Source organism: Sphingomonas sp. AC522, from assembly GCF_979258125.1.
Map to the genome: position 1 here is coordinate 599,051 of NZ_OZ409836.1, position 23,279 is coordinate 622,329.

At 65.2% G+C, this 23,279-nt stretch carries 24 protein-coding genes; 13 read left to right on the top strand and 11 right to left on the bottom strand.

The window, feature by feature from the left end; all coding sequences use genetic code 11:
• The 3 genes from ACZZZM_RS03035 to gltX all read right to left on the bottom strand — a co-directional run bounded on the left by ACZZZM_RS03035 (position 1) and on the right by gltX (position 2,486).
• On the bottom strand, positions 1-354 hold the full coding sequence (locus ACZZZM_RS03035; protein ID WP_463593635.1) for a hypothetical protein: 354 nt from the start codon (positions 352-354) through the stop codon (positions 1-3).
• Positions 355-414: 60 nt separating this feature from the next.
• Positions 415-1,077, bottom strand: a complete 663-nt coding sequence (locus ACZZZM_RS03040) for an energy transducer TonB (protein WP_463593636.1) — start codon at positions 1,075-1,077, stop codon at positions 415-417.
• Between the two features lie 80 nt (positions 1,078-1,157).
• Entirely contained in the window at positions 1,158-2,486 is a 1,329-nt protein-coding gene (gltX, locus tag ACZZZM_RS03045; protein ID WP_463593637.1) for a glutamate--tRNA ligase, read from the bottom strand.
• Positions 2,487-2,574: 88 nt separating this feature from the next.
• Here gltX and ACZZZM_RS03050 point away from each other — a divergent pair, with 88 nt between their 5' ends.
• Positions 2,575-3,510: a ribose-phosphate pyrophosphokinase gene (locus ACZZZM_RS03050; RefSeq protein ID WP_463593638.1), complete on the top strand. Its 936-nt coding sequence runs from the start codon at positions 2,575-2,577 to the stop codon at positions 3,508-3,510.
• Here the strand turns inward: ACZZZM_RS03050 and ACZZZM_RS03055 are convergent.
• Complete coding sequence (locus ACZZZM_RS03055; RefSeq protein WP_463593639.1) at positions 3,507-4,253, bottom strand: sulfite exporter TauE/SafE family protein; 747 nt, start codon at positions 4,251-4,253, stop codon at positions 3,507-3,509. The genes ACZZZM_RS03050 and ACZZZM_RS03055 overlap by 4 nt on opposite strands.
• A 52-nt stretch (positions 4,254-4,305) precedes the next feature.
• On the opposite strand from ACZZZM_RS03055, the gene ACZZZM_RS03060 reads away from it, so the two are divergent.
• Both ACZZZM_RS03060 and ACZZZM_RS03065 read left to right on the top strand, forming a co-directional pair.
• Positions 4,306-4,626, top strand: coding sequence for an antibiotic biosynthesis monooxygenase family protein (locus tag ACZZZM_RS03060; protein WP_463593640.1), 321 nt, complete (start codon positions 4,306-4,308; stop codon positions 4,624-4,626).
• A complete protein-coding gene (locus tag ACZZZM_RS03065) occupies positions 4,623-5,930 on the top strand; it encodes an MFS transporter (RefSeq protein WP_463593641.1) in 1,308 nt (435 codons plus the stop codon). Before ACZZZM_RS03060 ends, ACZZZM_RS03065 begins: the two co-directional genes overlap by 4 nt.
• Here ACZZZM_RS03065 and ACZZZM_RS03070 read toward each other — a convergent pair.
• Entirely contained in the window at positions 5,881-8,175 is a 2,295-nt protein-coding gene (locus ACZZZM_RS03070) for a CDC48 family AAA ATPase (RefSeq protein ID WP_463593642.1), read from the bottom strand. The two genes, ACZZZM_RS03065 and ACZZZM_RS03070, sit on opposite strands and share 50 nt — an antisense overlap.
• 279 nt (positions 8,176-8,454) lie before the next feature.
• Here ACZZZM_RS03070 and ACZZZM_RS03075 point away from each other — a divergent pair, with 279 nt between their 5' ends.
• Positions 8,455-9,345 (top strand): LysR substrate-binding domain-containing protein, encoded by an 891-nt coding sequence (locus ACZZZM_RS03075; protein ID WP_463593643.1) that lies wholly within the window; start codon positions 8,455-8,457, stop codon positions 9,343-9,345.
• Here the strand turns inward: ACZZZM_RS03075 and ACZZZM_RS03080 are convergent.
• On the bottom strand, positions 9,342-10,010 hold the full coding sequence (locus ACZZZM_RS03080; protein ID WP_463593644.1) for an MBL fold metallo-hydrolase: 669 nt from the start codon (positions 10,008-10,010) through the stop codon (positions 9,342-9,344). The two genes, ACZZZM_RS03075 and ACZZZM_RS03080, sit on opposite strands and share 4 nt — an antisense overlap.
• A 77-nt stretch (positions 10,011-10,087) precedes the next feature.
• Between ACZZZM_RS03080 and pabB the strand changes: the two genes are divergently transcribed.
• The 3 genes from pabB to msrA are packed head-to-tail and all read left to right on the top strand — an operon-like array spanning position 10,088 to position 13,738.
• Positions 10,088-11,845, top strand: coding sequence for an aminodeoxychorismate synthase component I (pabB, locus tag ACZZZM_RS03085; RefSeq protein ID WP_463593645.1), 1,758 nt, complete (start codon positions 10,088-10,090; stop codon positions 11,843-11,845).
• A 10-nt stretch (positions 11,846-11,855) separates the two neighbouring features.
• Positions 11,856-13,055: a pyridoxal phosphate-dependent aminotransferase gene (locus tag ACZZZM_RS03090; protein ID WP_463593646.1), complete on the top strand. Its 1,200-nt coding sequence runs from the start codon at positions 11,856-11,858 to the stop codon at positions 13,053-13,055.
• A gap of 26 nt (positions 13,056-13,081) precedes the next feature.
• Positions 13,082-13,738, top strand: coding sequence for a peptide-methionine (S)-S-oxide reductase MsrA (gene msrA, locus ACZZZM_RS03095; RefSeq protein WP_463593647.1), 657 nt, complete (start codon positions 13,082-13,084; stop codon positions 13,736-13,738).
• Here msrA and ACZZZM_RS03100 read toward each other — a convergent pair.
• Positions 13,735-14,136, bottom strand: coding sequence for a DUF1489 family protein (locus tag ACZZZM_RS03100; RefSeq protein ID WP_463593648.1), 402 nt, complete (start codon positions 14,134-14,136; stop codon positions 13,735-13,737). The two genes, msrA and ACZZZM_RS03100, sit on opposite strands and share 4 nt — an antisense overlap.
• A gap of 31 nt (positions 14,137-14,167) precedes the next feature.
• On the bottom strand, positions 14,168-15,571 hold the full coding sequence (gene mgtE, locus ACZZZM_RS03105; protein ID WP_463596365.1) for a magnesium transporter: 1,404 nt from the start codon (positions 15,569-15,571) through the stop codon (positions 14,168-14,170).
• 109 nt (positions 15,572-15,680) lie between these two features.
• On the opposite strand from mgtE, the gene ACZZZM_RS03110 reads away from it, so the two are divergent.
• Positions 15,681-16,133, top strand: a complete 453-nt coding sequence (locus ACZZZM_RS03110; RefSeq protein WP_463593649.1) for a peptidylprolyl isomerase — start codon at positions 15,681-15,683, stop codon at positions 16,131-16,133.
• A 39-nt stretch (positions 16,134-16,172) separates the two neighbouring features.
• Here the strand turns inward: ACZZZM_RS03110 and ACZZZM_RS03115 are convergent, their stop codons facing one another.
• Positions 16,173-16,562, bottom strand: a complete 390-nt coding sequence (locus ACZZZM_RS03115; protein WP_463593650.1) for an MAPEG family protein — start codon at positions 16,560-16,562, stop codon at positions 16,173-16,175.
• A 190-nt stretch (positions 16,563-16,752) separates the two neighbouring features.
• Here ACZZZM_RS03115 and rpmF point away from each other — a divergent pair, with 190 nt between their 5' ends.
• From rpmF to ACZZZM_RS03140, 5 genes are all read left to right on the top strand, one after another.
• A complete protein-coding gene (gene rpmF / locus ACZZZM_RS03120; RefSeq protein WP_463593651.1) occupies positions 16,753-16,932 on the top strand; it encodes a 50S ribosomal protein L32 in 180 nt (59 codons plus the stop codon).
• A 25-nt stretch (positions 16,933-16,957) separates the two neighbouring features.
• Positions 16,958-17,989: a phosphate acyltransferase PlsX gene (gene plsX / locus ACZZZM_RS03125; protein WP_463593652.1), complete on the top strand. Its 1,032-nt coding sequence runs from the start codon at positions 16,958-16,960 to the stop codon at positions 17,987-17,989.
• On the top strand, positions 17,986-18,954 hold the full coding sequence (locus ACZZZM_RS03130) for a beta-ketoacyl-ACP synthase III (RefSeq protein WP_463593653.1): 969 nt from the start codon (positions 17,986-17,988) through the stop codon (positions 18,952-18,954). The genes plsX and ACZZZM_RS03130 overlap by 4 nt, the downstream gene beginning before the upstream one ends.
• Positions 18,955-19,067: 113 nt before the next feature.
• The gene (locus tag ACZZZM_RS03135; protein WP_463593654.1) at positions 19,068-19,367 is read left to right on the top strand and encodes an integration host factor subunit alpha; all 300 of its coding nucleotides are present in this window, start codon (positions 19,068-19,070) and stop codon (positions 19,365-19,367) included.
• 8 nt (positions 19,368-19,375) lie between these two features.
• Complete coding sequence (locus ACZZZM_RS03140) at positions 19,376-19,720, top strand: MerR family transcriptional regulator (RefSeq protein WP_463593655.1); 345 nt, start codon at positions 19,376-19,378, stop codon at positions 19,718-19,720.
• Here ACZZZM_RS03140 and ACZZZM_RS03145 read toward each other — a convergent pair.
• The gene (locus ACZZZM_RS03145) at positions 19,717-20,256 is read right to left on the bottom strand and encodes a SixA phosphatase family protein (protein ID WP_463593656.1); all 540 of its coding nucleotides are present in this window, start codon (positions 20,254-20,256) and stop codon (positions 19,717-19,719) included. The genes ACZZZM_RS03140 and ACZZZM_RS03145 overlap by 4 nt on opposite strands.
• Positions 20,253-22,970: an ATP-dependent DNA helicase gene (locus ACZZZM_RS03150; RefSeq protein WP_463593657.1), complete on the bottom strand. Its 2,718-nt coding sequence runs from the start codon at positions 22,968-22,970 to the stop codon at positions 20,253-20,255. Before ACZZZM_RS03150 ends, ACZZZM_RS03145 begins: the two co-directional genes overlap by 4 nt.
• Positions 22,971-23,279: the final 309 nt, after the last annotated feature.

Here is a 23,279-nt window from a genome sequence, read left to right on the forward strand (position 1 = left end):
TCAGATCCCCCACGATTTCAGCTTGTCGTCGAGCCGCTTGAATTCCTGCCGCCGCTTTTCCTGCGCGTCGGTGACTGCCTTTTTGCGCGCCTGTTCCGCGGGCAGATCGGCCTTTTGCTGCTCGACGATCTCGGCATCGCTGCGGTTGGTCGCGTAGCTCTGCACATAGATGATTTCGGGCTCGACATAGTCGGCCTTGACGCCGTCGGTATCGGCGGAAAAGACTACGATCACCGTCCAGGTGACTGCGATGGAGAGCGCCATGAAGGCGACTTCATAGGGCTTTCGCGAGCGCAAATACGCACGGAGATCGCGAAAGGCACGCAGCGGCGATAAACGGGAAAAGAAGCTCATATCTGCGCCAAGATAGGGATGCGGAGGCCCGGGAGCCAGCCCCCGCATCAAGGGTACGCTTCAGGTGTTCTTGAGCTCGAAGCGCACGTTCATGGTCTTCCAGCTTTCCTGCGGCACGCCGCCACGGGTCGCCGGCTTGAAGCGCCACTTGGCGAGTGCCTGACGCCGAGTCGCCTCGAAGAACGCGGCGCTGGTCGTGCTGAGCTGTTCGATCGACTTCACCCGGCCGTCGGTGCCGATCAGCACGCGTACGAGCACCTTGCCGTCGCGCTCCGCGCGCAATTCCTGGGCGGGGTAATCCGGCTGGAAATCGCGGGCATAGCGAGGATCCTGTTCGGCGCCGATCAGCGGCGGCAGCGGCTTGGGGACTTCGGCGATCACCGTCGGTCCGGGCTTCTCCGCGATCGTCGGCAAAGGTGGCTCGACGGGGATGATATCGGTGCTGCGGATCACCGGCTGATCGGGCTGGGGGAGCGCCGTCGGCGGCACATAGGGAAGCGGCTGTTGCGCCTCGGGCTTTGTTTCCGGCTTCGGCGGAGTTTCGGGCGGAGGCGGGACCGGATCGGTCGGCGTGAAAATCTTGAGCCGCTCAGGGGGCAACTGGGCGACGATATCGGGCACGAACGTGAGCATACCGGCAATCAGCAGGCCGCTGATCGTAAGCGCGCCGCCCAGGCCGACCGAGCGGGGCGCGTGTGGAACATAGCGTTGATCGGCAACCATGACATGCTCTCCATCTCACCACCGGTCAGTGCCGGCTTCAGTGATGATACAACATTACATGAAGCGGGTAAATAGTTCCCTCATGCTGCGCGCCTGAGGCGTTCCACCGCGCGATCCTTGCCGATGAGCGGAAGCAAGGCGGCCATGTCCGGTCCATAGTCGCGCCCGGTCAGCGCGAGTCGGAGCGGCAGAAACAGTGCCCGCCCCTTGCGCCCCGTCGTTGCCTTGAGCGCACTGGTAAGCTGCGCCCAAGCATCGCCAGCCCAGTCGATCGCCGCCGCCGCTTCCGCCGCCTGAAGCAGGAATGCGCGATCCTCTTCGGGCACGGCCGGCTCGACCGGCCCCTCGACCACACTCCACCATTCCGCCGCCTCGGCCACGGTCGAGAGGTTCGGGCGAATGGCTTCCCAGGCGGCAGGGCTCATCCCGGCCGGCAGCCGGGCCGATACGACGGCGAAGTCGAGCTGGTGGACGATCTTCGCATTGATCGCGGCTAGCTCGGCCTCGTCGAACCGCGCCGGCGCGCGTCCGAAGCGGCCGAAATCGAAGCTCGCGATCAGCGGCGCGGCATCGGCAAAGGGTTCGACGGGATCGCTGGTGCCGAGTTGGCCGAGCAAGGCGACCAGCGCCTGCGGCTCGATACCCGCCTCGCGGAAATGATCGACGCCGAGCGAACCGAGCCGCTTGGAAAGCTTGCCCTCATTGCCCGTCAACAGCGCCTCATGCGCGAAGCGCGGCGGCTTGGCGCCCAACGCAGCGAACATCTGGAGCTGGCTCGCCGTGTTCGAGACATGATCCTCCCCGCGCACGACATGCGTGATCGCCATATCCACATCGTCTATCACCGAGGGCAGCAGATAGAGCCACGATCCGTCGGCGCGGCGGACTACCGGATCGCTCATCGTCGCGGGCTCGAAGCGTTGAGGACCGCGCACCAGATCGTCCCATTCGATCGGGGTCTCGTCGAGCCGGAAACGCCAGTGCGGCTTGACGCCATCCGCCTCCAGCTTGGCGCGATCGGCATCGTTCAAGGCAAGCGCGGCACGGTCGTAGATCGGCGGCAGCCCGCGCCCGAGCAGGATCTTGCGCTTGAGTTCCAGCTCCTGCGAAGTCTCGTAGGCCGGATAGACGCGTCCCACCGCCGCCAGTTCTGCGAAGCGCGCCCCGTAGCGATCGAACCGCGCCGACTGGCGCTCCTCGCCATCGGGACGCAGCCCCATCCAATCGAGATCGGCGCGGATCGCATCGACATGGCGTTCTTCCGAACGCTCCTTATCGGTATCGTCGATCCGCAGCACGAAGCGGCCGCCATGCCGCTTCGCGAAGAGCCAGTTATGCAGCGCGGTGCGCAGATTGCCGACATGGAGCGTGCCGGTCGGGCTGGGCGCGAAGCGAGTGATGACGGTCATGCGAAGCGCCTAGGGCGGCCAATGCCTCTTTGCCAAGCCGGAACACGGCCCTAAGGGAGGCGCACACCAGCAGCCGACGGGACATGACATGAAGCTGATCGCGGGCAATTCGAATCTTCCCCTCGCCACTGCGATCGCCGCCTATCTCGAAATTCCGCTGACCAAGGCCAATGTCCGCCGCTTCGCCGACGAGGAAATCTTCGTCGAAATCCTGGAAAACGTCCGCGGCGAGGACGTGTTCGTCGTCCAATCGACCAGCTATCCGGCCAATGACAATCTGATGGAGCTGCTGATCATGATCGATGCGCTCAAGCGCGCATCGGCCAAAAGGATCACCGCCGTCCTCCCTTATTTCGGCTATGCCCGGCAGGATCGGAAGCCCGGCCCCCGCACGCCGATCTCGGCCAAACTCGTCGCCAATCTGCTGACCGTGGCGGGTGCGAACCGGGTGCTCTCGGTCGATCTCCATGCTGGCCAGATCCAAGGCTTTTTCGATATCCCGACCGACAATCTCTGGGGCGCCCCAGTGATGTCGTCCGACATCCGCAGCCGTTTCCCTGGCAAGCAATGGATGGTCGTCTCGCCCGATGTCGGCGGCGTGGTCCGCGCGCGCAGCCTGGCGAAGCGGCTCGACAACGCCCCGCTGGCGATCGTCGACAAGCGTCGCGAGAAGCCGGGCGAATCCGAAGTGATGAACATCATCGGCGACGTCCAGGGCCGCTTCTGCATCCTGATCGACGACATCGTCGATTCGGCGGGCACGCTCTGCAATGCCGGCGCGGCGCTGAAGGCCGCCGGCGCCGAGGAAGTCGTGGCTTATTGCACCCATGGCGTACTTTCGGGTGGTGCGGTCGCGCGAGTCGATGGATCGGCGCTGGCCGAGCTCGTCATCACTGATTCGATCGGCAATCACGCGATCGTCGCCGAGAGCAGCAGGATCCGCCACTTGACCATCGCCCCGCTGATCGCTGAGGCGATCCGCCGGATCGCGGACGAGACCTCCGTCTCGAGCCTTTTCGACTAGGCGAACGCGTCCCAGGCCAGCTTCACGCCCACGACGATCATCAGCCAGTAGATCGCCGTATAGAAGCGCTCGGGCGCAATCCGCCGGACCAACCAAACGCCCCATAACGTCGACAGAATCGCAATCGGCATCAGCGCGGCCGCCAGCAGCAGATTGTCCCGCGTAAACTGACCTAGCGCGAGATAGGCTGGCACCTTGATCCAATTGACCGCGGCGAAGAAGATCGCGGTCGTGCCCACCAGCACATCGCGCGCGAGGCCGCGCGGAAGGACCCAGAGCTGGAAAGGCGGCCCGCCGGCATGCGCGATCTGGCTGGTAAAGCCTGATGCGACTCCTGCGAGGGTGCCGAGCCAGCCGGGCGAGTGACGGGCCTCGGGCAGGCTGTGGCGCTCGGCCCAGAGGCGATACCCGCCGAACACGATCGAAATCGCGCCTACCGCCGCCATCACCGCATCGGGCGAAACCGACGCCGCATAGACATAGCCAAGCACGATCCCCGCTACCGCGCCGGGCAGCATCCAGACGAGCACGAACCAGTCGATAGAGCGTCGAAACGCCCAGACGCTGACCACGTCCTGCGCGATCAGCAGTGGCAGCATGATCGCCGCCGCGCGCACCGGATCGGTAACCAGTGCCAGCATCGGCAACGAGAGCGCACCCATTCCCGCGAAGCCGCCCTTGGCAAGCCCGAGCAAAATCACGGCGGGGATGGCGAGCGCCCAGAAATGCCAGTCGGTGAGCATTGCCCGGCGCTAGCGGGTTTGCGCGGCGAGCCAAAGTGCCTAATCGGGCTGCATGGCCGAGGATCGCACCGGACAGACCGTCGTAATGTTCATCTCGCAGCGCACGGGTGCGGATGCGGAAGGCTATGCCACGGCGGCGGCGGCTATGAATGCGCTCGCCGCCGGGCAACCTGGCTATCGCGGCATGGACAGCTTGTCGCAAGGCGATCTGGGGATCACCCTCAGCTATTGGGCAGACGAGGCCAGCGCCGTGGCCTGGCGTAAGCACCCTGAACATGCCGAGATCCGCGAGGCCGGCCGCGATCGCTGGTATGATTGGTACAAGCTCCATGTAGCCGAAATCGGCCGCAGCTATGATTGGACGCGGCCATGAAGGTTCGCGGCGACCGCACCTTCGCATTGCTCTTCACCGTCATGCTCGTCATCGCCGCGGGCAACACCGCGCTGCAATCGGTGCTCCCGGCATTGGGCCGCTCGCTCGGCGTCGCCGACAGCGCCGTGGCTGCGGTGTTCTCGGTCTCGGCACTGCTCTGGGTAATCGCCGCGCCTTTCTGGGCCAATCGCTCGGACCGGCATGGGCGGCGGGCGATGGTACTGCTCGGGGTTGCTGGATACACGGTCTCACTATTGCTGTGCGGGGTCTTCCTGGCGCTGGGCATCAACGGCGTACTGGCGCCGCTCGCCACCTTCATCGCCTTCATCCTTGCCCGGATGATCTATGGCGCGCTTGGATCGGCGGCCCCGCCCGCCGTGCAGGCACTGGTCGCCGGACGGACGACGCGCGAGGAGCGCACCAAGGCTCTGACGCTGATTGCCTCCGCCTTCGGCCTCGGCACGATTCTCGGCCCCGCCATTGCTCCGTATCTGGTGCTCGGGAATCTCTGGGAGGATGGCCCGGTGATCGGGCTAGCCGGCCCAGCCTTTTTTGCCGCGGCGATCGGCGCGGCGCTATGGATCGCAGTGGTGAAGCTTCTGCCTCGCGATGAGGGCATTTCGCATGGTGCGGCGGCCAGCTATCCCTCGATCGGCGGCCAGGCCACCGGCGCGACGGTCACTGCTGCGATGGCCGAAACCAGCGAGCCGGTCGGCTTTTTCGACCGCCGGATCCGCGCCTGGATCATCGCCGGACTGGTGATCGGCCACGCTCAGGCGATGACCGGCCAGGCGATCGGCTTCCTCGTTATCGACCGGCTGGGCGTCACGCCGCTCGAGGCCCTCCAGCCCACCGGCTTGGTGCTGATGATGGGCGCAGGCTCGGCCCTGCTCGCACAATGGGGGCTGATCCCGCTGCTCGACCTGAAACCACGCCAATTGATCCTGGCCGGCGTGATGCTAGGCGCAGTTGGCTGCGTCGCGACGGGCACTTCCACGACCCTCTACGGCATCGCCCTGGGCTATGCGCTGACCTCGCTCGGCATGGGGCTGGCGCGGCCTGGCTTCACTGCGGGCTCGTCGCTTGCCGTCGGCCCGGAAGCGCAAGGCTCGGTCGCCGGCAAGGTCACCTCGATCAACGGCGCGGCGTTCGTGCTCGGGCCGTCAATCGGCGTCGGGCTGTACGAATTGTGGCGGCCGCTACCCTATCTGACGGCCGCCGCCGCGCTCATCTGCCTGCTGGCCTACGCCTTTCTCACTCTGCGCCCTTCGGCCCCCGGCCCTGGAGCATCCCCGGCGCAATGAAGCCGAGCGGCTGGATCGCCGAGGCCTGCTGCTTGAGCTTGGACGACATCGCTTCATATTCCGCCTCCATCTCGGGCGTGACCGTTGCGCGCGAATCGTCCAGCGCGCCCTCGAAATTGGCCATGGTGACGGTTTTCGCCTCGAGCGACGCGCGAAGCGCGACCAGGCCTGCGCGGCGGACCACGTCCTCCAAGTCCGCACCGGTATAGCGCTCGGTCCGCGCCGCGATGGCGGCCAGATCGACATCCGGGTCCAGCGGCATCTTGCTCGTCTGAATCTTAAGGATGCGCTCGCGGCCAGCCGCATCGGGAACGCCGACATAGACCAGTTCGTCGAACCGCCCCGGGCGCAGCAGCGCCGGATCGATCAGATTGGGGCGGTTGGTTGCGCCGATCACCACCACTGATTGCAGCTCTTCCAGACCATCCATTTCCGAGAGGATGGTGTTGACCACCCGCTCGGTCGCCTGCGGCTCGCCGAGCCCGCCGCCACGCGCCGGCACCAGCGAATCGAGTTCGTCGATGAAGATAACGCACGGCGCGACCTGGCGGGCGCGGGCGAACAGTCGCGCGATCTGCTGCTCGCTCTCGCCATACCATTTGCTGAGCAAATCGCTCGATTTGGTGGCGATAAAATTCGCCTCCGCCTCGCGCGCGACTGCCTTGGCGAGCAGAGTCTTGCCGGTGCCCGGGGGCCCGTAGAGCAGGAAGCCTTTGGCCGGGCGGATGCCCAAGCGGCGGAATGCATCGGGATCCTTGAGCGGGAGCTCGACCCCTTCCTTGAGCCGCATCTGGGCATCGTCGAGCCCGCCGACATCCTCCCAGCGGACGCGCGGCGCCTCGACCATCACTTCGCGCATCGCCGAAGGCTGGACGCGCTTGAGAGCATCGAGGAAATCCTCGCGAGTCACCGAAAGCGTGTCGAGCACTTCGGGCGGGATCGTATGATCCTCGAGATTGAGCCGCGGCATCAGCCGCCGCACTGCCTCGATCGCCGCCTCTCGCGTGAGCGCCGCTAGATCGGCGCCGACAAAGCCATAGGTCGTGCGCGCCAGTTCGCCGAGATCGACTCGGTCGCCCAGCGGCATGCCCCGCGTGTGGATCCCCAGGATCTCGCGACGCCCGCGCTCGTCGGGCACGCCGATCACGATCTCGCGGTCGAACCGGCCTGGACGCCGCAGGGCCTCGTCGATCGCATCGGGGCGATTGGTCGCCGCGATCACGACGATATTGGCGCGCGCTTCCAGCCCGTCCATCAGCGTCAGCAATTGCGCGACAAGGCGCTTCTCGGCCTCGCCCGAGACCTGCCCGCGCTTGGGCGCAATCGAATCGATCTCGTCGATGAACACGATCGAGGGCGCGGACTTGGCGGCCTCCTCGAACACCTGGCGCAGGCGCGACTCGGACTCGCCGTAAGCCGAGCCCATGATCTCGGGGCCGTTGATCAAATGAAAGGTCGCATCCGATTCATTCGCCACCGCGCGGGCCAGCCGCGTCTTGCCGGTTCCGGGCGGGCCATGGAGCAGCACGCCCTTGGGCGGATCGACGCCCAGGCGCTGGAACAGCTCGGGATAACGCAGCGGCAGCTCGACCATTTCGCGAAGCTGGTCGATCGTCGATGCCATGCCGCCGATATCGTCATAGGTCACGTCCGCGCGGCGCGAATCGCCGGCTTCCTCATATTCGGGGCGCAGCTCGATTTCGGTATTCTCGTCGATATGAACGATGCCCTTGGGGCTCGCCGCAATCACTGCAAGGCGAATCTCCTGGAGCGCATAGGCCGGCGCGCGCAGATGCTGGGCGATCTGCGGAGGCATATCGCCGACGCGCTGTTGCCCGGCGGTCGCCACGACATCGCCCTGGCACAAGGGGCGCCCGAAAAAGGTCCGCTTGAGCGCCATTGCCGAACCTTGAAGACGCAGATTCTGCTGTGCGGGGGCGAACACTACCCGAGTCGCGGGCTTGGACTGGGCCTTACGCACTTCGACGAAGTCGCCCGCGCCGATCCCGGCATTGGCGCGCTGGAGTCCGTCGATCCGCAGGATCTCGAGCCCTTCATCCTCCGAATAGGGGAATACGGCGCGTGCCGGCGTGATCCGCTTGCCGACGATTTCGACGACATCGCCTTCGGCCAGGCCGAGCGACGCCATCAGCGCACGCGGAAGATGCGCGAGGCCGCGGCCGCTATCTTCGGGCCGGGCATTCGCGACTTGCAACTTGCGCGGCTGGTTTTCGGCGTCGGCCATCTTGATCTCCCGTGAACCGGAGAACCTAGGGATGCGCGCGCCAAAAAAAAGGCCGGTCACAGGGACCGGCCGGGAAAGTTTTAGGAGAGGATGCCTGAAAGGCTCGATCTTTGTGCAGGCGCGCCGTTTTTTGTGCAAGTGCGAAGTAAAGTCGTTGCGCATGCAATGCTTGCAATCGTGATGATCCCATAGGATAGTCTGTGCACAGAGCGAAACCGTGCAGGGGGAGCATGGCGTCGTTCGTCCGGCTTATGACGCAACGCACAAGAAGGGCTCGGTATGCGCCGACTTCCCCCGCTCACTGCCATCGAGGCGTTCGTACAGGTCGCGCGCCTCGGCTCGATCAAGGCCGCCGCCGAGGAACTGGCTTTATCCTCGCCCGCGCTCAGCCGCCGGGTCCAGTCGCTCGAACGCTTCATCGGCAGGCCATTGTTCGAGCGGCGGCACCAGGCGTTGCGGCTCAACGAGGATGGCGAGCGGCTGCTGAGCGGCATCGCGCCCGCGCTCGACGCAATGACCGACGCCGTCGAGGCGATGACCAGCGGCACCGAATTGCTCCGCCTCCGCCTCGGCGTGCTCCCGCTTTTCGCAACCCAGCGGCTGCTGCCCAAGCTGCCCGAGCTGAAGCGCAAACATCCCGAGTTGCACTTGGACGTCGATACGGGCGGGCATGGCGTGACGCGGCTGGGCGACGGGCTCGATGCTGCGATCGTGCTCGCGCGCGACATCGATCCGGGACTTTATGCGCGCCGCCTCGACCGCAACCGCGTCCATGTCATCGGTGCACGGTCGCTGGTAGAGGGCCCCGACCCGGTGACGCGTCCCGAGCAGCTTGCGGGGCTCACTGCGCTGGTTCATCGCGACATGGCCGAGACCTTTACGGCCTGGCGCGCCGCCGCTGGCGTCCCCGAACTCGAGCCGCTGGCGATCGATCATTTCGATTCGGGCACACTGATGCTCGAGGCGGCGGCGCAGGGGCTCGGCGTCGCGTTCATGCTCGAATCGCATTTCGAGGCGGCGCAGGATCCGCGGTTGGTCCAGCTCTTCGATCTGACTGTGGAGAGCCAATACAGCTATTGGTTCGTCTGCCGTCCGCGCGCGCTGACCCAGCGCCCGGTGCGGCTGTTTCACGATTGGCTGATCGAAGCTGTTGGGGCCGAGGCCGCTTAAGCCAGCGCGGCGTCGCTCACATAGGGATTGGTCTTGCGCTCGTGCGCGAAGTTGCTGAGCGGGCCATGGCCGGGGACGAACACGGTTTCATCCCCCAGGGGCCAGAGCTTGGTGACGATCGCGTTGAGCAGGTCCTGATGATTGCCCATCGGGAAATCGGTGCGCCCGATCGATCCTTGGAACAGCACGTCGCCGACGGTGGCGAATTTCGATTCGGGATGGTGGAAGATCACATGGCCGGGCGTGTGCCCGGGGCAATGATAAACGTCGAGCGTGAGATTGCCGACAATGACCTGATCCCCCTCGACCAGCCAGCGATCGGGCTCGAAGGGTTTGCCGGGAACGCCATAATTGCGGCCGTCATCCTCGAGCCGGGCGATCCAGAAACGGTCGGCCTCATGCGGCCCCTCGATCGGCACGCCGAGCTCCTTGGCGAATTCGCCCGCCGAGCCGCAATGATCGATATGGCCGTGAGTCACGAGAATCTTCTCGATCGTGACACCGTGCTGCTGCGCCGCGGCGCGGAGCTTGTGGAGATCGCCGCCCGGATCGACAAAGGCGCCCAGCATCGTCTGCGTGCACCACAGAAGCGTGCAATTCTGCTGGAGGGGCGTGACCGGCACGATCGCGGCGCGCATCGGAGCACTCTGGGGGGCGTTCTGCATCTGCGCGAGATAGGGCGCTAAACAACAAGCGGCAACATGGGCTTGCCCGGCGCGGCGCGGCGCTGCATTCCGGCCGGATGGGGCTGACTCCGCCATTCGTGCTGCTCGACGACGCTCGCCCCGGTGGCGCGGGCGCGCGCCTGTATCACGGCCAGGCCTCGATCGTCCGCGCCGAGGGTCCCGATGCAGTCGCCAGCGCGCTGGCGACTCTGCGCATCCACCACGACCATAATATCCATCTTGCCGGGTTCATGACCTATGAGGCTGCCGCCCGGCTCGAGGACCATGCCTCCACCTTGCCGGCGCCGGGCCCATGCCTGTGGTTCGGCGCCTTTGCCCATTGTGACATCCAAGTCGATGTCGATGCCTTGCTGCCCGATCCTGCAGGCGCATGGGCCGGCGCGCCGATCCCGCGCATCTCGCGGGGTGAATACGCAGCCCAATTCACGCGGGTGGCCGAGCTGATCGAGGCGGGGGACATCTATCAGGCGAACCTCACCTTTCGCGCCGACGTACCCTTTGCGGGACACCCGGCCGCGCTCTACGCGCTGCTCCGCAGGCGGGCGGGCGCGGGCTATGGCGCGCTGATCTCCACCGGCGAACAATGGGTTTTGTCGCTGTCGCCTGAATTGTTCTTCTTGACCGACGATGGCGGCGACTTGGTGGTGCGGCCGATGAAGGGGACTGCGCGGCGCGGCGCGAGCCCTGCGGAGGATGAGGCGCTTGCGGCATCGCTTACCGCAGATCCCAAGCAGCGTGCCGAGAATCTGATGATTGTCGATCTGATGCGCAACGATCTCAGCCGCATCGCCCATCCCGGCACCGTCCGCGTGCCCGAGTTGTTCCGCGTCGAGCGCTATCCAACCGTCCATCAGATGGTGTCGACCGTTACCGCGACGCCGCGCGCGGACATTGGTGCGGTCGAGGCGCTGGCGGCGCTCTTCCCCTGCGGCTCGGTGACCGGGGCGCCCAAATTGCGCGCGATGGAAGTGATCGCCGAAGTCGAAGGCACCCCGCGCGGCATCTATACCGGCGCCATCGGCCGGATCGACCCCGATGGCGACGCTGCGTTCAATGTTGCGATCCGCACCCTGACGATCGATCCCGGCGCGACCCGCGCGACGCTGGGGCTCGGCTCGGGCGTCGTCGCCGATTCCTTGGCAAGCGAGGAATGGGCCGAATGCCTCGCCAAAGGCGCGTTTGTGACTGCGGGCGAAAAGCCGTTCGACCTGATCGAGACGATGAAGTTCGATCCCGAGGCGGGCATCGAATTGCTCGAGCGCCACCTCGCGCGGATGAAGGCGAGTGCCGTCACCTTCGGGTTCGATTTCGACCGGCATGCGGCCCGCAATGAGCTTCAAGCAGCGACCTTCCGGCTCCGTGCTCCCGCCAAGGTGCGGCTGTTGCTCGCACCTTCGGGCGCCATCGCCATCGGCGTTGCGCCCTTGCCGGACGTGCCTGCCGGCCCCGTCACCGTCGCGATCCGCGCAGTCCAAGTCGCGCCAGACGACTTCCGCTTGTTCCACAAGACCAGCCGTCGCAGCTTCTATGTCCGCGAGCCCGGCGCATTCGAGACGCTGTACGTCGATGCGGAAGGCTATCTCACCGAAGGCAGCTTCACGTCGATTTTCGTCGAGCGCGATGGCGTGCTGATCACCCCGCCGCTCGGCCGCGGGCTGCTTCCCGGAGTCCGGCGTGCCGAGTTGCTGGCGAACGGGCGCGCGGTCGAAGGCGATCTCGTGCCTGCCGACCTCGCCAGGGGCTTCTTCCTCGGCAATGCCCTGCGCGGACTGGTTTCAGCCGTTACAGTTGCGGATCAAGTCCTCGCAGGTTAGTCGCGCGGCCATGCAGACTTCGGCAGCGCTCCAGCGAATCCAGCCCTCCGCCACGCTCGCGGTGACCAGCCGCGTCTTCGATCTCAAGCGCCAGTGCGTCGATGTGATCGGACTAGCCGCGGGCGAGCCCGATTTCGACACGCCGGATTTCGTCAAGGAAGCGGCGATCGAGGCGATCCGCAAGGGCGTGACCAAATACACCAATGTCGATGGCACCCCCGAGCTCAAGCAGGCGGTCATCGCCAAATATGCCCGCGACAACGGCCTGACCTATGCCGAGAACCAGATCAGCGTGAATTCGGGCGGCAAGCACACCTTATTCAACGCCTTCTGTGCGACGATCGACGCCGGGGACGAAGTGATCGTGCCCGCGCCTTATTGGGTGAGCTATCCGGACGTCGTCCAGTTCGCCGGCGGCACGCCGGTGTTCGTCGCGGCGGGCGCCGAGCAGAATTACAAGCTCAAGCCCGAGCAACTGGAAGCCGCGATCACGGCCCGGACCAAGTGGGTCGTGCTCAATTCTCCGTCAAACCCCACCGGCGCGGCCTATAGCGAAACTGAACTCAAGGCATTGGGCAAGGTTCTCGAACGCCATCCGCATGTTCTCATCTACGCTGACGATATGTATGAGCACATCCTCTATGACGGCTTCGAATTCCGGACGATCGCCCAGGTCTGCCCGACGCTCTACGATCGCACCCTGACGGCCAACGGCGTGTCGAAGGCCTATGCGATGACCGGCTGGCGGATTGGCTATGCGGGTGGCCCGGCCTGGCTGATAAAGGCGATGGGCAAGCTCCAGTCCCAATCGACGTCGAACCCGTGCAGCATCAGCCAAGCGGCATCAGTCGCGGCGCTCAACGGCGACCAGAGCTTCCTCAAGGAGCGCGTCACGGCCTTTCAGGGCAGGCGCGACTTGGTCGTCTCGATGCTCAACCAGATCAACGGTATGAACTGCCCGCGTCCCGAAGGCGCATTCTATGTCTATCCCGAGTTCAGCGCGCTGATCGGCAAGTCCACGCCCAAGGGTCAGTTGATCGACAGCGATGAGGCAATGATCAATTATCTGCTCGATGACGCCCGCGTTGCGGCAGTCCATGGCGCCGCTTTCGGCTTCTCGCCGGCGCTTCGCATCAGCTATGCGACGTCGGACGCAATTTTGACCGAAGCATGCGGCCGGATCCAGGAAGCGTGCGCGGCCTTGCGCTAAGCCACTGGAATTCCGACATTGCGCTCATGCTGAAATGCTTGCTTCCCGTCGCTGGCCTTGTCGGGGCCGCGCTGTTGCTTGTGCAGCCTTCCGCCGGAGCGGAGCGCGCAATCCCGATTCCGGCCCCCACACAGGACGTAACCGGCGTCAAAGGCCAGCAAGTCGCTGTGCTGGCAGGCGGCTGCTTCTGGGGAATGGAAGCAGTGTTTCAATCGGTGAAGGGTGTGACCTCGGTCACATCGGGCTATGCGGGGGGCACCAAGGGCACCGCGACCTATGAGCAGGTTTCGACCGAGCGCACCGGGCATGCGGAGGCGATTCGCGTCGTCTACGATCCCCGCAAGGTCAGCTACGGAACGCTGCTGCGCATCTATTTCTCGGTCGCGCACGATCCGACCCAGCTCAATCGCCAGGGCCCCGACACCGGCCCCAGCTATCGCTCGGCGATCTTTCCTCAGGATGCTGCGCAGCGCCGCGTGGCGACCGCCTATATCGCCCAGCTTGGCCGGGCGAAGTCGTTCGCGCGCCCGATCGCGACCAAGCTGGAAACCGGGCAGTTCTTCACCGCCGAAGCCTATCACCAGGACTTTTTCTGGCGGAACCCGAGCCACCCCTACATCGTGCGCTGGGACAAGCCGAAGGTCTCGGCTTTCCGAAATGCGTATCCGCAGCTGGTGAACTAAACCAACCCCATCGCCGCCAACTCGCCCAGCAACGCCGGCGGCAATTCCTCGGCGCCATCGCCGCCTTCGCCCAAGTCGACCGGCGCATTCTCCCCTTCGAGGTATCGCCAGCCCTGGTGCGCGCGCTTGGGGAGAGGGTGGACCAGCACCAATCTCGGCTCGAGATAGATTGCCACGCGCCCGTCCTCGGCCTCGCCGAAGCCGGTGATCGGGGAGCGGCCGATCAGCTGGTGCTTGATGATCCAGAACAGCGAGCCGCCTTGGATCTCTTCATGGCGCTTGGGCAGATAGCGCGTCGTCAGGAAGGCGGGCTGGTGCGCGGCCTTGAGGGCGAGACGCTCGGTGAGATAATTGATGCTGTCGCAGCCATAGGCGACTTTGGTGAGATGCAGAGGCACGGCTTTTATCTGGGTGCGCGTACCGCCGGGATCAACCGACAAGACCGCTCATGCTGGCGAGCCCAAGGAATACAAGGAAGCCCATCGAATCGGTGGTCATCGTAACGAACACCGAGGATGCCACGGCCGGATCGGCATCGAACCGGTCCAGCGTCAGCGGCACGATCACCCCGGCGAGCCCGGCAATGATGATGTTGGCAAGCATCGCGACCGCGATCACCGCGCCCAGTTCGGGGTGGCCATAGAACAGCCCCACTGCCGTACCGATCACGATTGCGATGGTCAGTCCGTTGAGCAGGGCGATCGAAATCTCCCGGCGGATTGCGCGCCAGGTGTTCGATTGGGTCAGCTGATTCATCGCCAGTGCGCGAACGGTCACAGCCATGGTCTGGGTGCCGGCATTGCCACCGACACCGGCAACGATCGGCATCAAAGCGGCGAGCGCGACCATCTTGCTGATCGTGCCTTCGAACATCGTGATAATCGTCGCCGCGACCAACGCCGTGCCGAGATTGGCGATCAGCCAGCGGACCCGCGCCTTGTAGCTGGCGAGCACCGATTCATTGATGTCGCCTTCGCCCGCGCCCGACAGACGCAGGATATCCTCGCCGGCCTCTTCCGAAATGATGTGGACCACGTCATCGACCGTAATCACACCAACGAGCCGCCCGTTGGGATCGACCACCGCCGCCGAGATCAGCGCATATTTCTGGAAGCGCAGCGCCACTTCTTCTTGGTCCATGTCGACCGGGATCAAGGTCTGCTCGCGCTTCATGACGTCGGCGATCTTGACTACACGCGGCGTGCGCAGGATCCACGACAAGGCGCAGGTGCCGACGGGCTTGTGCGTCGGATCGACGACGAAGATTTCCCAGAAGTCGGTCGGAAGCTCTTCCTCGCCACGCAGGAAATCGAGCACATCACCGACAGACCAATGTTCGGGCACCGCGATCAGCTCGCGCTGCATCAGGCGGCCAGCGGTTTCTTCGGGGTAGGATAGAGCTTCCTCGATCGCGGCACGGTCATCGGGATCGAGTGCCTTGAGAACCTCACGCTGGTCCTCAGGCTCCATGTCTTCGATGATCGCTACGGCGTCATCGGTATCGAGCTCGGAAGCGAGATCGGCGACCTGGGTCGCAGTAAGCGCATCGATGAGCACTTCGCGGACGTGCTCGTTCATCTCGGCGAGGACGTCGCCATCGATCAGGTCTGCGATCGCCGCCACCAGCGCGGGACGATCTTCCGCCGGCGTTAGCTCGACCAGATCGGCGATATCCGCGGGATGGAGCGGCTCGACGCGGGCGTGCGCGGTCTCGAAATCGCCGGCCTCGACAGCCTCGAGCACGGCACTGACGAAGGCGGGCCGCAGCCGATCGTCTTCGTCCAGCTCGCTTTCGGGCGCAGTGGTCACGTCGTGAAGTTCGGTCTCGCTTATCGTCCGACCTCCCTTGTCATGGCCCGTCCCGCCGCTGCCACCTGAACCCATGATTTGCAAGTCGGGTCGGGCACGCTTAGGTGCGCGGCGACATCACGGGAGTAACAACGTGTCCGAATTCACCAAGCTCAACCTTACGCTCGACACTGGCGAGGTCGAGATCAAGCTTCGCCCCGATCTGGCGCCTGCGCATGTCGAGCGCGTTGGCACGCTGGCCAATGAAGGCTTTTACGATGGCGTGATCTTCCACCGCGTTATCGATGGTTTCATGGCGCAGGGCGGCGATCCCACCGGCACCGGCATGTCGGGTTCGGACAAGCCCAACCTCAAAGCCGAGTTCAGCCGCGAGCCGCATGCGCGCGGCGTCTGCTCGATGGCCCGGACGATGGATCCCAACACTGCCAATTCGCAGTTCTTCATCTGCCTTGATGATGCAGGCTTCCTCGATGGCCAGTACACCGTCTGGGGCGAAGTCACCTCGGGCATGGACGCAGTCGATGCACTCCCCAAGGGGGAGCCGCCGCGCAATCCCGGCAAGATCGTCAAGGCCCGCGCGGAGTAATAGCCTCTTGGCCCCTCCCGCACGGGAGGGGCTTCGAGTTCAGATCACGCGATAAGCGAGCAGCGCCGCATAGACTGCGAGCCCGATCATCGTCAGCATCGTCGTCGCGGTGCCCGCGGCGCGGCCGAAGGTGAAGCCGTCCATGCCGAATGCATGGAGCACGCGGCCAACGATATAGATCAGCGCGACCGCCCACAGATACAGGCTCTCCCCACGCGCCAGCTCGACCAGAGCGAGCAGGATCAGCACGATCGGCGTGTATTCGGCGAAATTGAGCTGGGCACGCATCCGCGCGATCAGGCGGAGATTGCCGCCATCGCCCACCGAGATCTTCTCGGCGGCGCGGACCTGGCCGACGCGCAGCCCCAGCCAGAAATTGATGAGCGCGGCAGCCGCGGCGGTAGTGAGCGTGACGGGCAGCAAGATCATGATTTCGGGTTCCCCTTTGAGATCACCACCCTACACAGCCTTGCAAGCGCGGCAAGAATCGCTATAGGCGCGGCTCGCTTCGTGACCAGTCCGCCGGTCCGGCAAGCGTGAGGCCATCCTCTCGCTTGCGGGCTAGTCCATGCGGGCGTATCGCGTGTTTGACTGATTTGTTTCGTGAAAAGGTGCCGAAATGGCCGTCCCCAAGAGAAAGACCTCGCCCTCCAAGCGCGGCATGCGCCGGTCGCACGACTCGCTGACCGTTGCGGCATTCCAGGAATGCCCGAACTGTGGCGAGCTGCGCCGTCCGCACAATCTGTGCACCGGCTGCGGTCATTATAATGGTCGTGAGATCATCTCGGCCGAGGGCTGAATCACGCTGAACGGGGCTGTCCGGCATGACTAATCCCTCGCGAATCGCCGTCGATGCGATGGGCGGAGACGAGGGGACCGCCGTCATGCTGGCGGGCGTCGCACGTGCACGCCGCCGGTTCGAGGGGATGGAATTCATCCTTGTCGGCGACGAAGCCCAGATCCGCGAGGGTCTGAAGGACCATCCGAATCTGACCGCCGCGTCGGAAATCGTCCATGCCCCCGGAGTGGTTGCATCGGACGAAAAGCCCGGCGTGGCCCTTCGTCGTGCCAAGACGACATCGATGGGAATGGCGATCGACCTAGTCAAACAGGGCCGCGCCGGCGCTGCGGTTTCCTCGGGGAATACTGGCGCGCTGATGGCGATGGCCAAGCTGTCGCTTCGCACCATGCCCGGGATCGACCGCCCGGCGCTCGCGGCTCTCATGCCCAGCCTCGGCGAAAATGACACGGTGATGCTCGATCTGGGCGCCAACACCGAAGTCGATGCGCGCAATCTGGTCCAGTTCGCCGTGATGGGCGCAGCCTATGCGCGCACTGCGCTCGATCTCGCCAATCCCCGCGTCGCCCTGCTCAACATCGGCACCGAGGAAATGAAGGGCACCGAGAATATCCGCGACGCCGCTGCGATATTGCGCGAAGCCGACCATCTCCGGCTCGATTTCCGTGGGTTCATCGAAGGCAACAAGCTTTCGCGCGGCGATGTCGATGTGATCGTGTGCGACGGCTTTTCCGGGAATATCGCATTGAAGACCGTCGAGGGCACTGCGCGGTTCGTCGCGGACCTCCTCAAGCGCGCTTTCTCGAGCTCGACTCGCTCGAAGATCGGCTTCCTGATCTCGCGCCCGGCCACCGAATTGCTGCGCCACCATCTCGATCCGAACAACCATAACGGCGCGGTCTTTCTCGGCCTCAACGGCATCGTCGTGAAAAGCCATGGCAGCGCCAACGAGATCGGCGTGGACACCGCGATCGGCTTTGCAGCGAAGATGCTGCGCGACGATCTCAGCCGCCGCATTGCCGAAGATCTCGGGAATTTCGAAGCGAAGGCAGCATGATCCGCTCGGTAATCATCGGAACCGGCTCGCAACTCCCGGCGCGCCGCGTATCTAACGCCGAACTGGCCGAGCAGGTCGACACGACCGACGAATGGATCGTCGAACGCACCGGCATCCGTTTCCGCCACATTGCAGCGCCCGAAGAGACCACCGCAACCCTCGCGACTCAGGCATGCCGTGCGGCGCTGGCCTCGGCCGGTATCGAGGCGGACAGCATCGACCTGATCGTGCTCGCCACTGCGACGCCCGACCAGACCTTCCCGGCCAGCGCCACCAAGGTCCAGGCGGCATTGGGCATCAACGACTGCGTCGCGTTCGACGTGGCCGCGGTGTGCTCGGGCTTCCTCTATGCCCTCCAGGTTGCCGACTCGATGATCCGAGCGGGCGCACACAAGCGCGCGTTGGTGATCGGCGCCGAGACCTTCAGCCGCATCCTCGACTGGGAAGACCGCACCACCTGCGTACTGTTCGGCGACGGGGCGGGCGCAGTCGTGCTCGACGCGCAGGAGAGCGACGACGCCGGCGGCCGCGGCATTCTGGCGACGCGGCTGCACGCGGACGGGCGGCACAACGAACTGCTGTTCGTCGATGGCGGCGCTTCGACCACCGGCACGATCGGCAAGCTGCGCATGAAGGGCCGTGAAGTCTTCCGCCACGCCGTGGTCAATCTGGCCGCCGTGATGACCGAATCGCTTGCTGCCGCAGGACTAGAATCGACCGAAGTCGATTGGGTCGTGCCGCACCAGGCGAACGCCCGCATTCTCGACGCGACTGCCCGCAAGCTGGGCCTCGCACCCGAGAAGGTGATCGTCACGGTTGATCAGCATGCCAACACATCCGCCGCCTCGGTGCCGCTCGCGCTCGACACTGCGGTTAAGGACGGACGCATCAAACAAGGCGATCTGATCGTGCTCGAGGCGATGGGCGGGGGCTTTACCTGGGGTGCTGCAGTCGTCAGATTCTGATTTCCTGCAGAAAAACGCAATTATTATTTCATTAGCGTAATGTTCCCGTTTGCCGGGTGCAGACAATCTGCTAGCAGCATCGATGTAGATCAATATTTAGGGGACGCGCCACGATGTCAGCCGCGGGTACGCTGACCAGGGCCGATCTGGCAGAATCGCTTCATCGCGAAGTTGGTCTCTCGCGCGCAGACGCTGCGCGGCTCGTCGAACAGATCCTGACGCACATGTGCGAAGGCCTTTCAAAGGGCGAAAACGTCAAGATTTCGGGCTTTGGCAGCTTCATCCTTCGCGACAAGGGTGAGCGAGTCGGGCGTAATCCCAAGACCGGCGTCGAAGTGCCGATCGCCCCGCGGCGGGTCCTCACTTTCCGCGCCAGCCAGATGATGCGCGACCGCATCGTCTCGGCGGGCTGAGAATCGCCATGCCGGCGTCCGAAAAGGCCGCTGGCGCGCTTCGCACCATCGGCGAGCTGGCCCAGGAAATCGGCCGCCCCCAGCATATCCTGCGTTATTGGGAAACGCGTTTCCCGCAATTGCGCCCGCTCACCCGCGCCGGAAACCGCCGCTATTACCGGCCCGACGACGTCGAATTGGTCCGGCGGATCCACGATTTGCTCTCGAACCAGGGCTACACCATCCGCGGGGTTCAGAAGCTCCTCGTCGAGGAGAAGGGCAGCCGCATCGCTGCCAGAAGTGGCAGCAAGGCCGAGGAGTTCCGCGCCATCCGCGACGCACTGGTCCGCGCATTGGATGAAGACGCCGGCTAGAGCGTGTCGGGACCCAGGCTCGGATCGAGATCGCGCGGGCGGACGAAGCGGTCCAGTTTGCCCTTGCCCGCCGCCACCTTGTCCCAGCTATCTACATCGAAGCGCATCACCACCAGGCTGGCGGTCGGAAACTTGACTTCGACATCGTCGCGCGCCGGATTGCGATCGTCGGGGACGAGCAGCAGCACGAGCTCCTCCAGCCCAGGATTATGCCCCGATATCAGCACGCTATCCGCGCCATCAGGAAGCTCATGGACCAAATCGAGCAGTGTCGCGGCGGAGGCAAGATAGAGCCGCTGATCCCAGGCCGGCGCCAGGTCGCTGCCATAGCCGGTGCCCACATGCGCGAGGGTTTCCTTGACGCGAACTGCAGGAGACGCGGTCGCCGAATCGAATTCCAGCCCGAGCGAGCGCATGTGGCGCCCCATCATCGCCGCGGCGCGCTGACCTTTGGGATTGAGCGGACGATCGAAATCGCGAGAGACCGGATCGTCCCAACCCGATTTGGCGTGCCGCAGCAGCGTGAGCGTCTTCATGCGTCCCCAAGAGCAACCGGTGCCCCGGCCTCATGCCGCAAGCGCCGGTCTAATGAAAGTCGAACCCGCTCGACTGCTTCATCCAGCGTGACGCGCGACACGGGCGTGCCGGGCGGGAAGGCATCGAGCAGGCGCGAGGGGCTGGCGGCGGAAAGAAGCACGAAGGTGCCGCGATCGTCGGCGCGGCGAATCAGCCGGCCGAACGCCTGGGCCAGCCGCGCGCGCACGATCCGATCGTCAAATGCCGTGCCCCCGCCCGCCAGGCGTCGCGCCGAATGGAGTACGGTCGGCTTGGGCCAGGGCACACCCTCCATCACCACGAGTCGCAGCGAATGGCCGGGGACATCGACGCCGTCGCGCAGCGCATCGGTGCCCATCAGCGAGGTGCGCGGATCATCGCGGAAGATGTCGACTAGCGTTCCCGTGTCGATCGGATCGACATGCTGGGCGAGCAAGGGCAGTCCCTCACGCGCCAGTCGATCAGCGATGCGGGCATGGACTGCGCGGAGCCGGCGAATCGCAGTGAACAGCCCGAGCGTGCCGCCCTCGGCGGCGACGATCAGCCGCGCATAGGCATTGGCGAGCGCGGGCAGGTCACCACGCTTCACATCGGTGACGATCAGCACTTCGGCCTGCGCCTGATAATCGAAGGGACTGACCGCTTCGAAGCGCTGCGCGGCGCGCTGAAGGTGCGATGCCCCGGTGCGCGCTTCGGCGACGTCCCAATCGCCGCCGGCGCGCAAAGTCGCCGAAGTGATCAGCGCGCCATGCGCCGGCTCGAGCACTGTTTTGGCAAAGGGCTTGCTCGGATCGAGCCAATGCCGGTGCAGCCCGACATCATACTCGCGACCCTCGACCCGATCGACCGCGAGCCAATCGACATATTCCGGATCGGCGGGCCCGCCGATTCGCGCAATCAGCGCCAGCCAGGCGCCGACGGTATCGGTGCGCCAGCCCAGCGAGGCGATCGCGCCTTCGATTCGCGCGCGGGCGGGGCCGTCCATCCAATCGGGTGCTTCGGCGAGTACCGCCTCGAGCCGGCGGCCGAGCGTGACCAGCGGCCGCATCAATGCGTCGAGCGCGAGCGCCGCGGGCGCGGCCGCCTCGACTAAAGCCGGATCGGGCTCGGCCAATTCGGTTTCGAGCCCGTATCCAGCATCGCCCGAACCATTGGTGTCGCGTGCATAGACCAGCCCGCGCACAGCGCCGAGCAAGCGCTCGACGGGGCCGAAGGGATCGCCTTCGTTCAGCCGCTGGAGCCAGCCGTCGCTGGGCAGCGCATGTGCCGCCTCGACAGCCTCGCCGATCGCGCGGCCGCCTTCCTCGTCATAGCTTGCGACATCGGAGAGCCGCGCCGCCAATCCGCGTCGACGGCCGCGGGACCCCGATTCGGGGCCGGTGACCCAACGGCGGATCTCGATCGCTTCCTGTCCGGTAAGCGCCGCCGAAAACATCGCATCGGCGGCGTCGAACAGATGATGTCCCTCGTCGAACACATAGCGAGTCGGGCGGTTCGCGGCTTCGCGGCCGCGGGCGGCGTTGACCATCACCAAAGCGTGATTGGCGATGACGATATCGGCTTCTGCGCTGTTGCGGGCGGCGCGCTCGATGAAGCATTTCCGGTAATGCGGGCAGCCGGCATAGATGCATTCGCCGCGCCGATCGGTGAGCGCCGTCGAGCCGTTGCGGCGGAACAAAGTCGGCAACCACCCGGGCAAGTCGCCGCCAATCATGTCGCCATCCTGGGTATACGCCGCCCAGCGCGCGACCAACTGGGCGAGGATCGCCGCGCGGCCGGCAAAGCCGCCCTGGAGCGCGTCTTCCAAATTGAGCAGGCAGACGTAATTCTCGCGGCCCTTTCGCGTGACGATCCGCTGCTTGCGAGTCGCTTCGTCGCCAAACAGCTTCTCGCCCTCATGCGCGAGTTGACGCTGCAGCGCCTTGGTGAAGGTCGAGACCCATACGGCGCCCTCGGCCTCACGCGCCCAGAGCGAGGCAGGGGCGAGATAGCCCAGCGTTTTGCCGATACCCGTGCCCGCTTCGGCGAGAACCAGATTGGGCGAGTCGCGCATATCGCGCGGGGCGAAGGCACCTGCGGCGGCGGCGGCGTAATCGCGCTGGCCCTGCCGCCGCTCGGCGCCCGACCCGGTGAGCGTGGCCAATCGCTCGGCAATTTGCGACTCGTGGAGAGTGACGGTGCGTGGTGCCGGCCTGGGCGCGCGCTCTTCCCATTCGGGGAGCCTGGAGAACAGCCAGCGTTCGGCTTCCACCGGCTTGGTGACGATGTGGCTGACGACAGGCGCCCAGGGCCAGCGCAGGCGGAAGAGCGATTGGACGCTGTTCCACGCGCCTTCGCGCTCGGCCCAGTCACCCTGGGGAATCGCCAGCAGCTTTTGTGCCGCGTCGCGGAGGAAGGCTGCGATCTGGGCATCGTCGGCGGGCGGCTCGAGCCCCGCGGCGCGCGCCAGCCCCTTTGGTGTCGGCACCATGAAACGCGCGGGGCGGAGAAACGCGAAGAGCTCAAGCAAATCGAGCCCGTTCAATTCGGGATGGCCGAGCCGCTGCCCGACCAGCGGCGCATTGAGCAGGATCACCGGCGTATCCGCCGCGATCCGGATCGCGTCGCCGCGACTGACGGCGCGGGTCTCCTCGGCGGTGGCGATCCATACGCCGCCATGGCTGGCGTGGAGCGCGGGATAAGGGAGCGGCGTCATCACCGCGATTCGTACCCTGTTCGTTCCACTGCGTCAGCCGGTTTCTTGATGAAGTTTAGGGTTTTGAGGGGGTTTTGCCCGGATGCACCTGCGAAGCGCCCACAAGGCGTCTGCGAGGCGGCAGCGACGCGCCAACCGCGCGACACTGACGCGTCACCCGCGCGCCAGTTTGTCGACAAAAAGCGACTCCGGCGGGCCGGGAACGCGCCACCTGGACCGCGATTTGCGCTTCGGGCGGATGCAGCGAGTCGAAGGGAGGCTGACAGGGTCACCGCCAGTCTATGCGAAACGATTTCCTACATTGGAAGG

Coding starts and splice junctions, on each gene's coding strand:
- ACZZZM_RS03035 (WP_463593635.1), bottom strand. CDS start 354: ATGAGCTTCTTTTCCCGTTTATCGCCGCTGCGTGCCTTTCGCGATCTC.
- ACZZZM_RS03040 (WP_463593636.1), bottom strand. CDS start 1,077: ATGGTTGCCGATCAACGCTATGTTCCACACGCGCCCCGCTCGGTCGGC.
- gltX (WP_463593637.1), bottom strand. CDS start 2,486: ATGACCGTCATCACTCGCTTCGCGCCCAGCCCGACCGGCACGCTCCAT.
- ACZZZM_RS03050 (WP_463593638.1), top strand. CDS start 2,575: ATGAAGCTGATCGCGGGCAATTCGAATCTTCCCCTCGCCACTGCGATC.
- ACZZZM_RS03055 (WP_463593639.1), bottom strand. CDS start 4,253: ATGCTCACCGACTGGCATTTCTGGGCGCTCGCCATCCCCGCCGTGATT.
- ACZZZM_RS03060 (WP_463593640.1), top strand. CDS start 4,306: ATGGCCGAGGATCGCACCGGACAGACCGTCGTAATGTTCATCTCGCAG.
- ACZZZM_RS03065 (WP_463593641.1), top strand. CDS start 4,623: ATGAAGGTTCGCGGCGACCGCACCTTCGCATTGCTCTTCACCGTCATG.
- ACZZZM_RS03070 (WP_463593642.1), bottom strand. CDS start 8,175: ATGGCCGACGCCGAAAACCAGCCGCGCAAGTTGCAAGTCGCGAATGCC.
- ACZZZM_RS03075 (WP_463593643.1), top strand. CDS start 8,455: ATGCGCCGACTTCCCCCGCTCACTGCCATCGAGGCGTTCGTACAGGTC.
- ACZZZM_RS03080 (WP_463593644.1), bottom strand. CDS start 10,010: ATGCAGAACGCCCCCCAGAGTGCTCCGATGCGCGCCGCGATCGTGCCG.
- pabB (WP_463593645.1), top strand. CDS start 10,088: ATGGGGCTGACTCCGCCATTCGTGCTGCTCGACGACGCTCGCCCCGGT.
- ACZZZM_RS03090 (WP_463593646.1), top strand. CDS start 11,856: ATGCAGACTTCGGCAGCGCTCCAGCGAATCCAGCCCTCCGCCACGCTC.
- msrA (WP_463593647.1), top strand. CDS start 13,082: ATGCTGAAATGCTTGCTTCCCGTCGCTGGCCTTGTCGGGGCCGCGCTG.
- ACZZZM_RS03115 (WP_463593650.1), bottom strand. CDS start 16,562: ATGATCTTGCTGCCCGTCACGCTCACTACCGCCGCGGCTGCCGCGCTC.
- rpmF (WP_463593651.1), top strand. CDS start 16,753: ATGGCCGTCCCCAAGAGAAAGACCTCGCCCTCCAAGCGCGGCATGCGC.
- plsX (WP_463593652.1), top strand. CDS start 16,958: ATGACTAATCCCTCGCGAATCGCCGTCGATGCGATGGGCGGAGACGAG.
- ACZZZM_RS03130 (WP_463593653.1), top strand. CDS start 17,986: ATGATCCGCTCGGTAATCATCGGAACCGGCTCGCAACTCCCGGCGCGC.
- ACZZZM_RS03135 (WP_463593654.1), top strand. CDS start 19,068: ATGTCAGCCGCGGGTACGCTGACCAGGGCCGATCTGGCAGAATCGCTT.
- ACZZZM_RS03140 (WP_463593655.1), top strand. CDS start 19,376: ATGCCGGCGTCCGAAAAGGCCGCTGGCGCGCTTCGCACCATCGGCGAG.
- ACZZZM_RS03145 (WP_463593656.1), bottom strand. CDS start 20,256: ATGAAGACGCTCACGCTGCTGCGGCACGCCAAATCGGGTTGGGACGAT.
- ACZZZM_RS03150 (WP_463593657.1), bottom strand. CDS start 22,970: ATGACGCCGCTCCCTTATCCCGCGCTCCACGCCAGCCATGGCGGCGTA.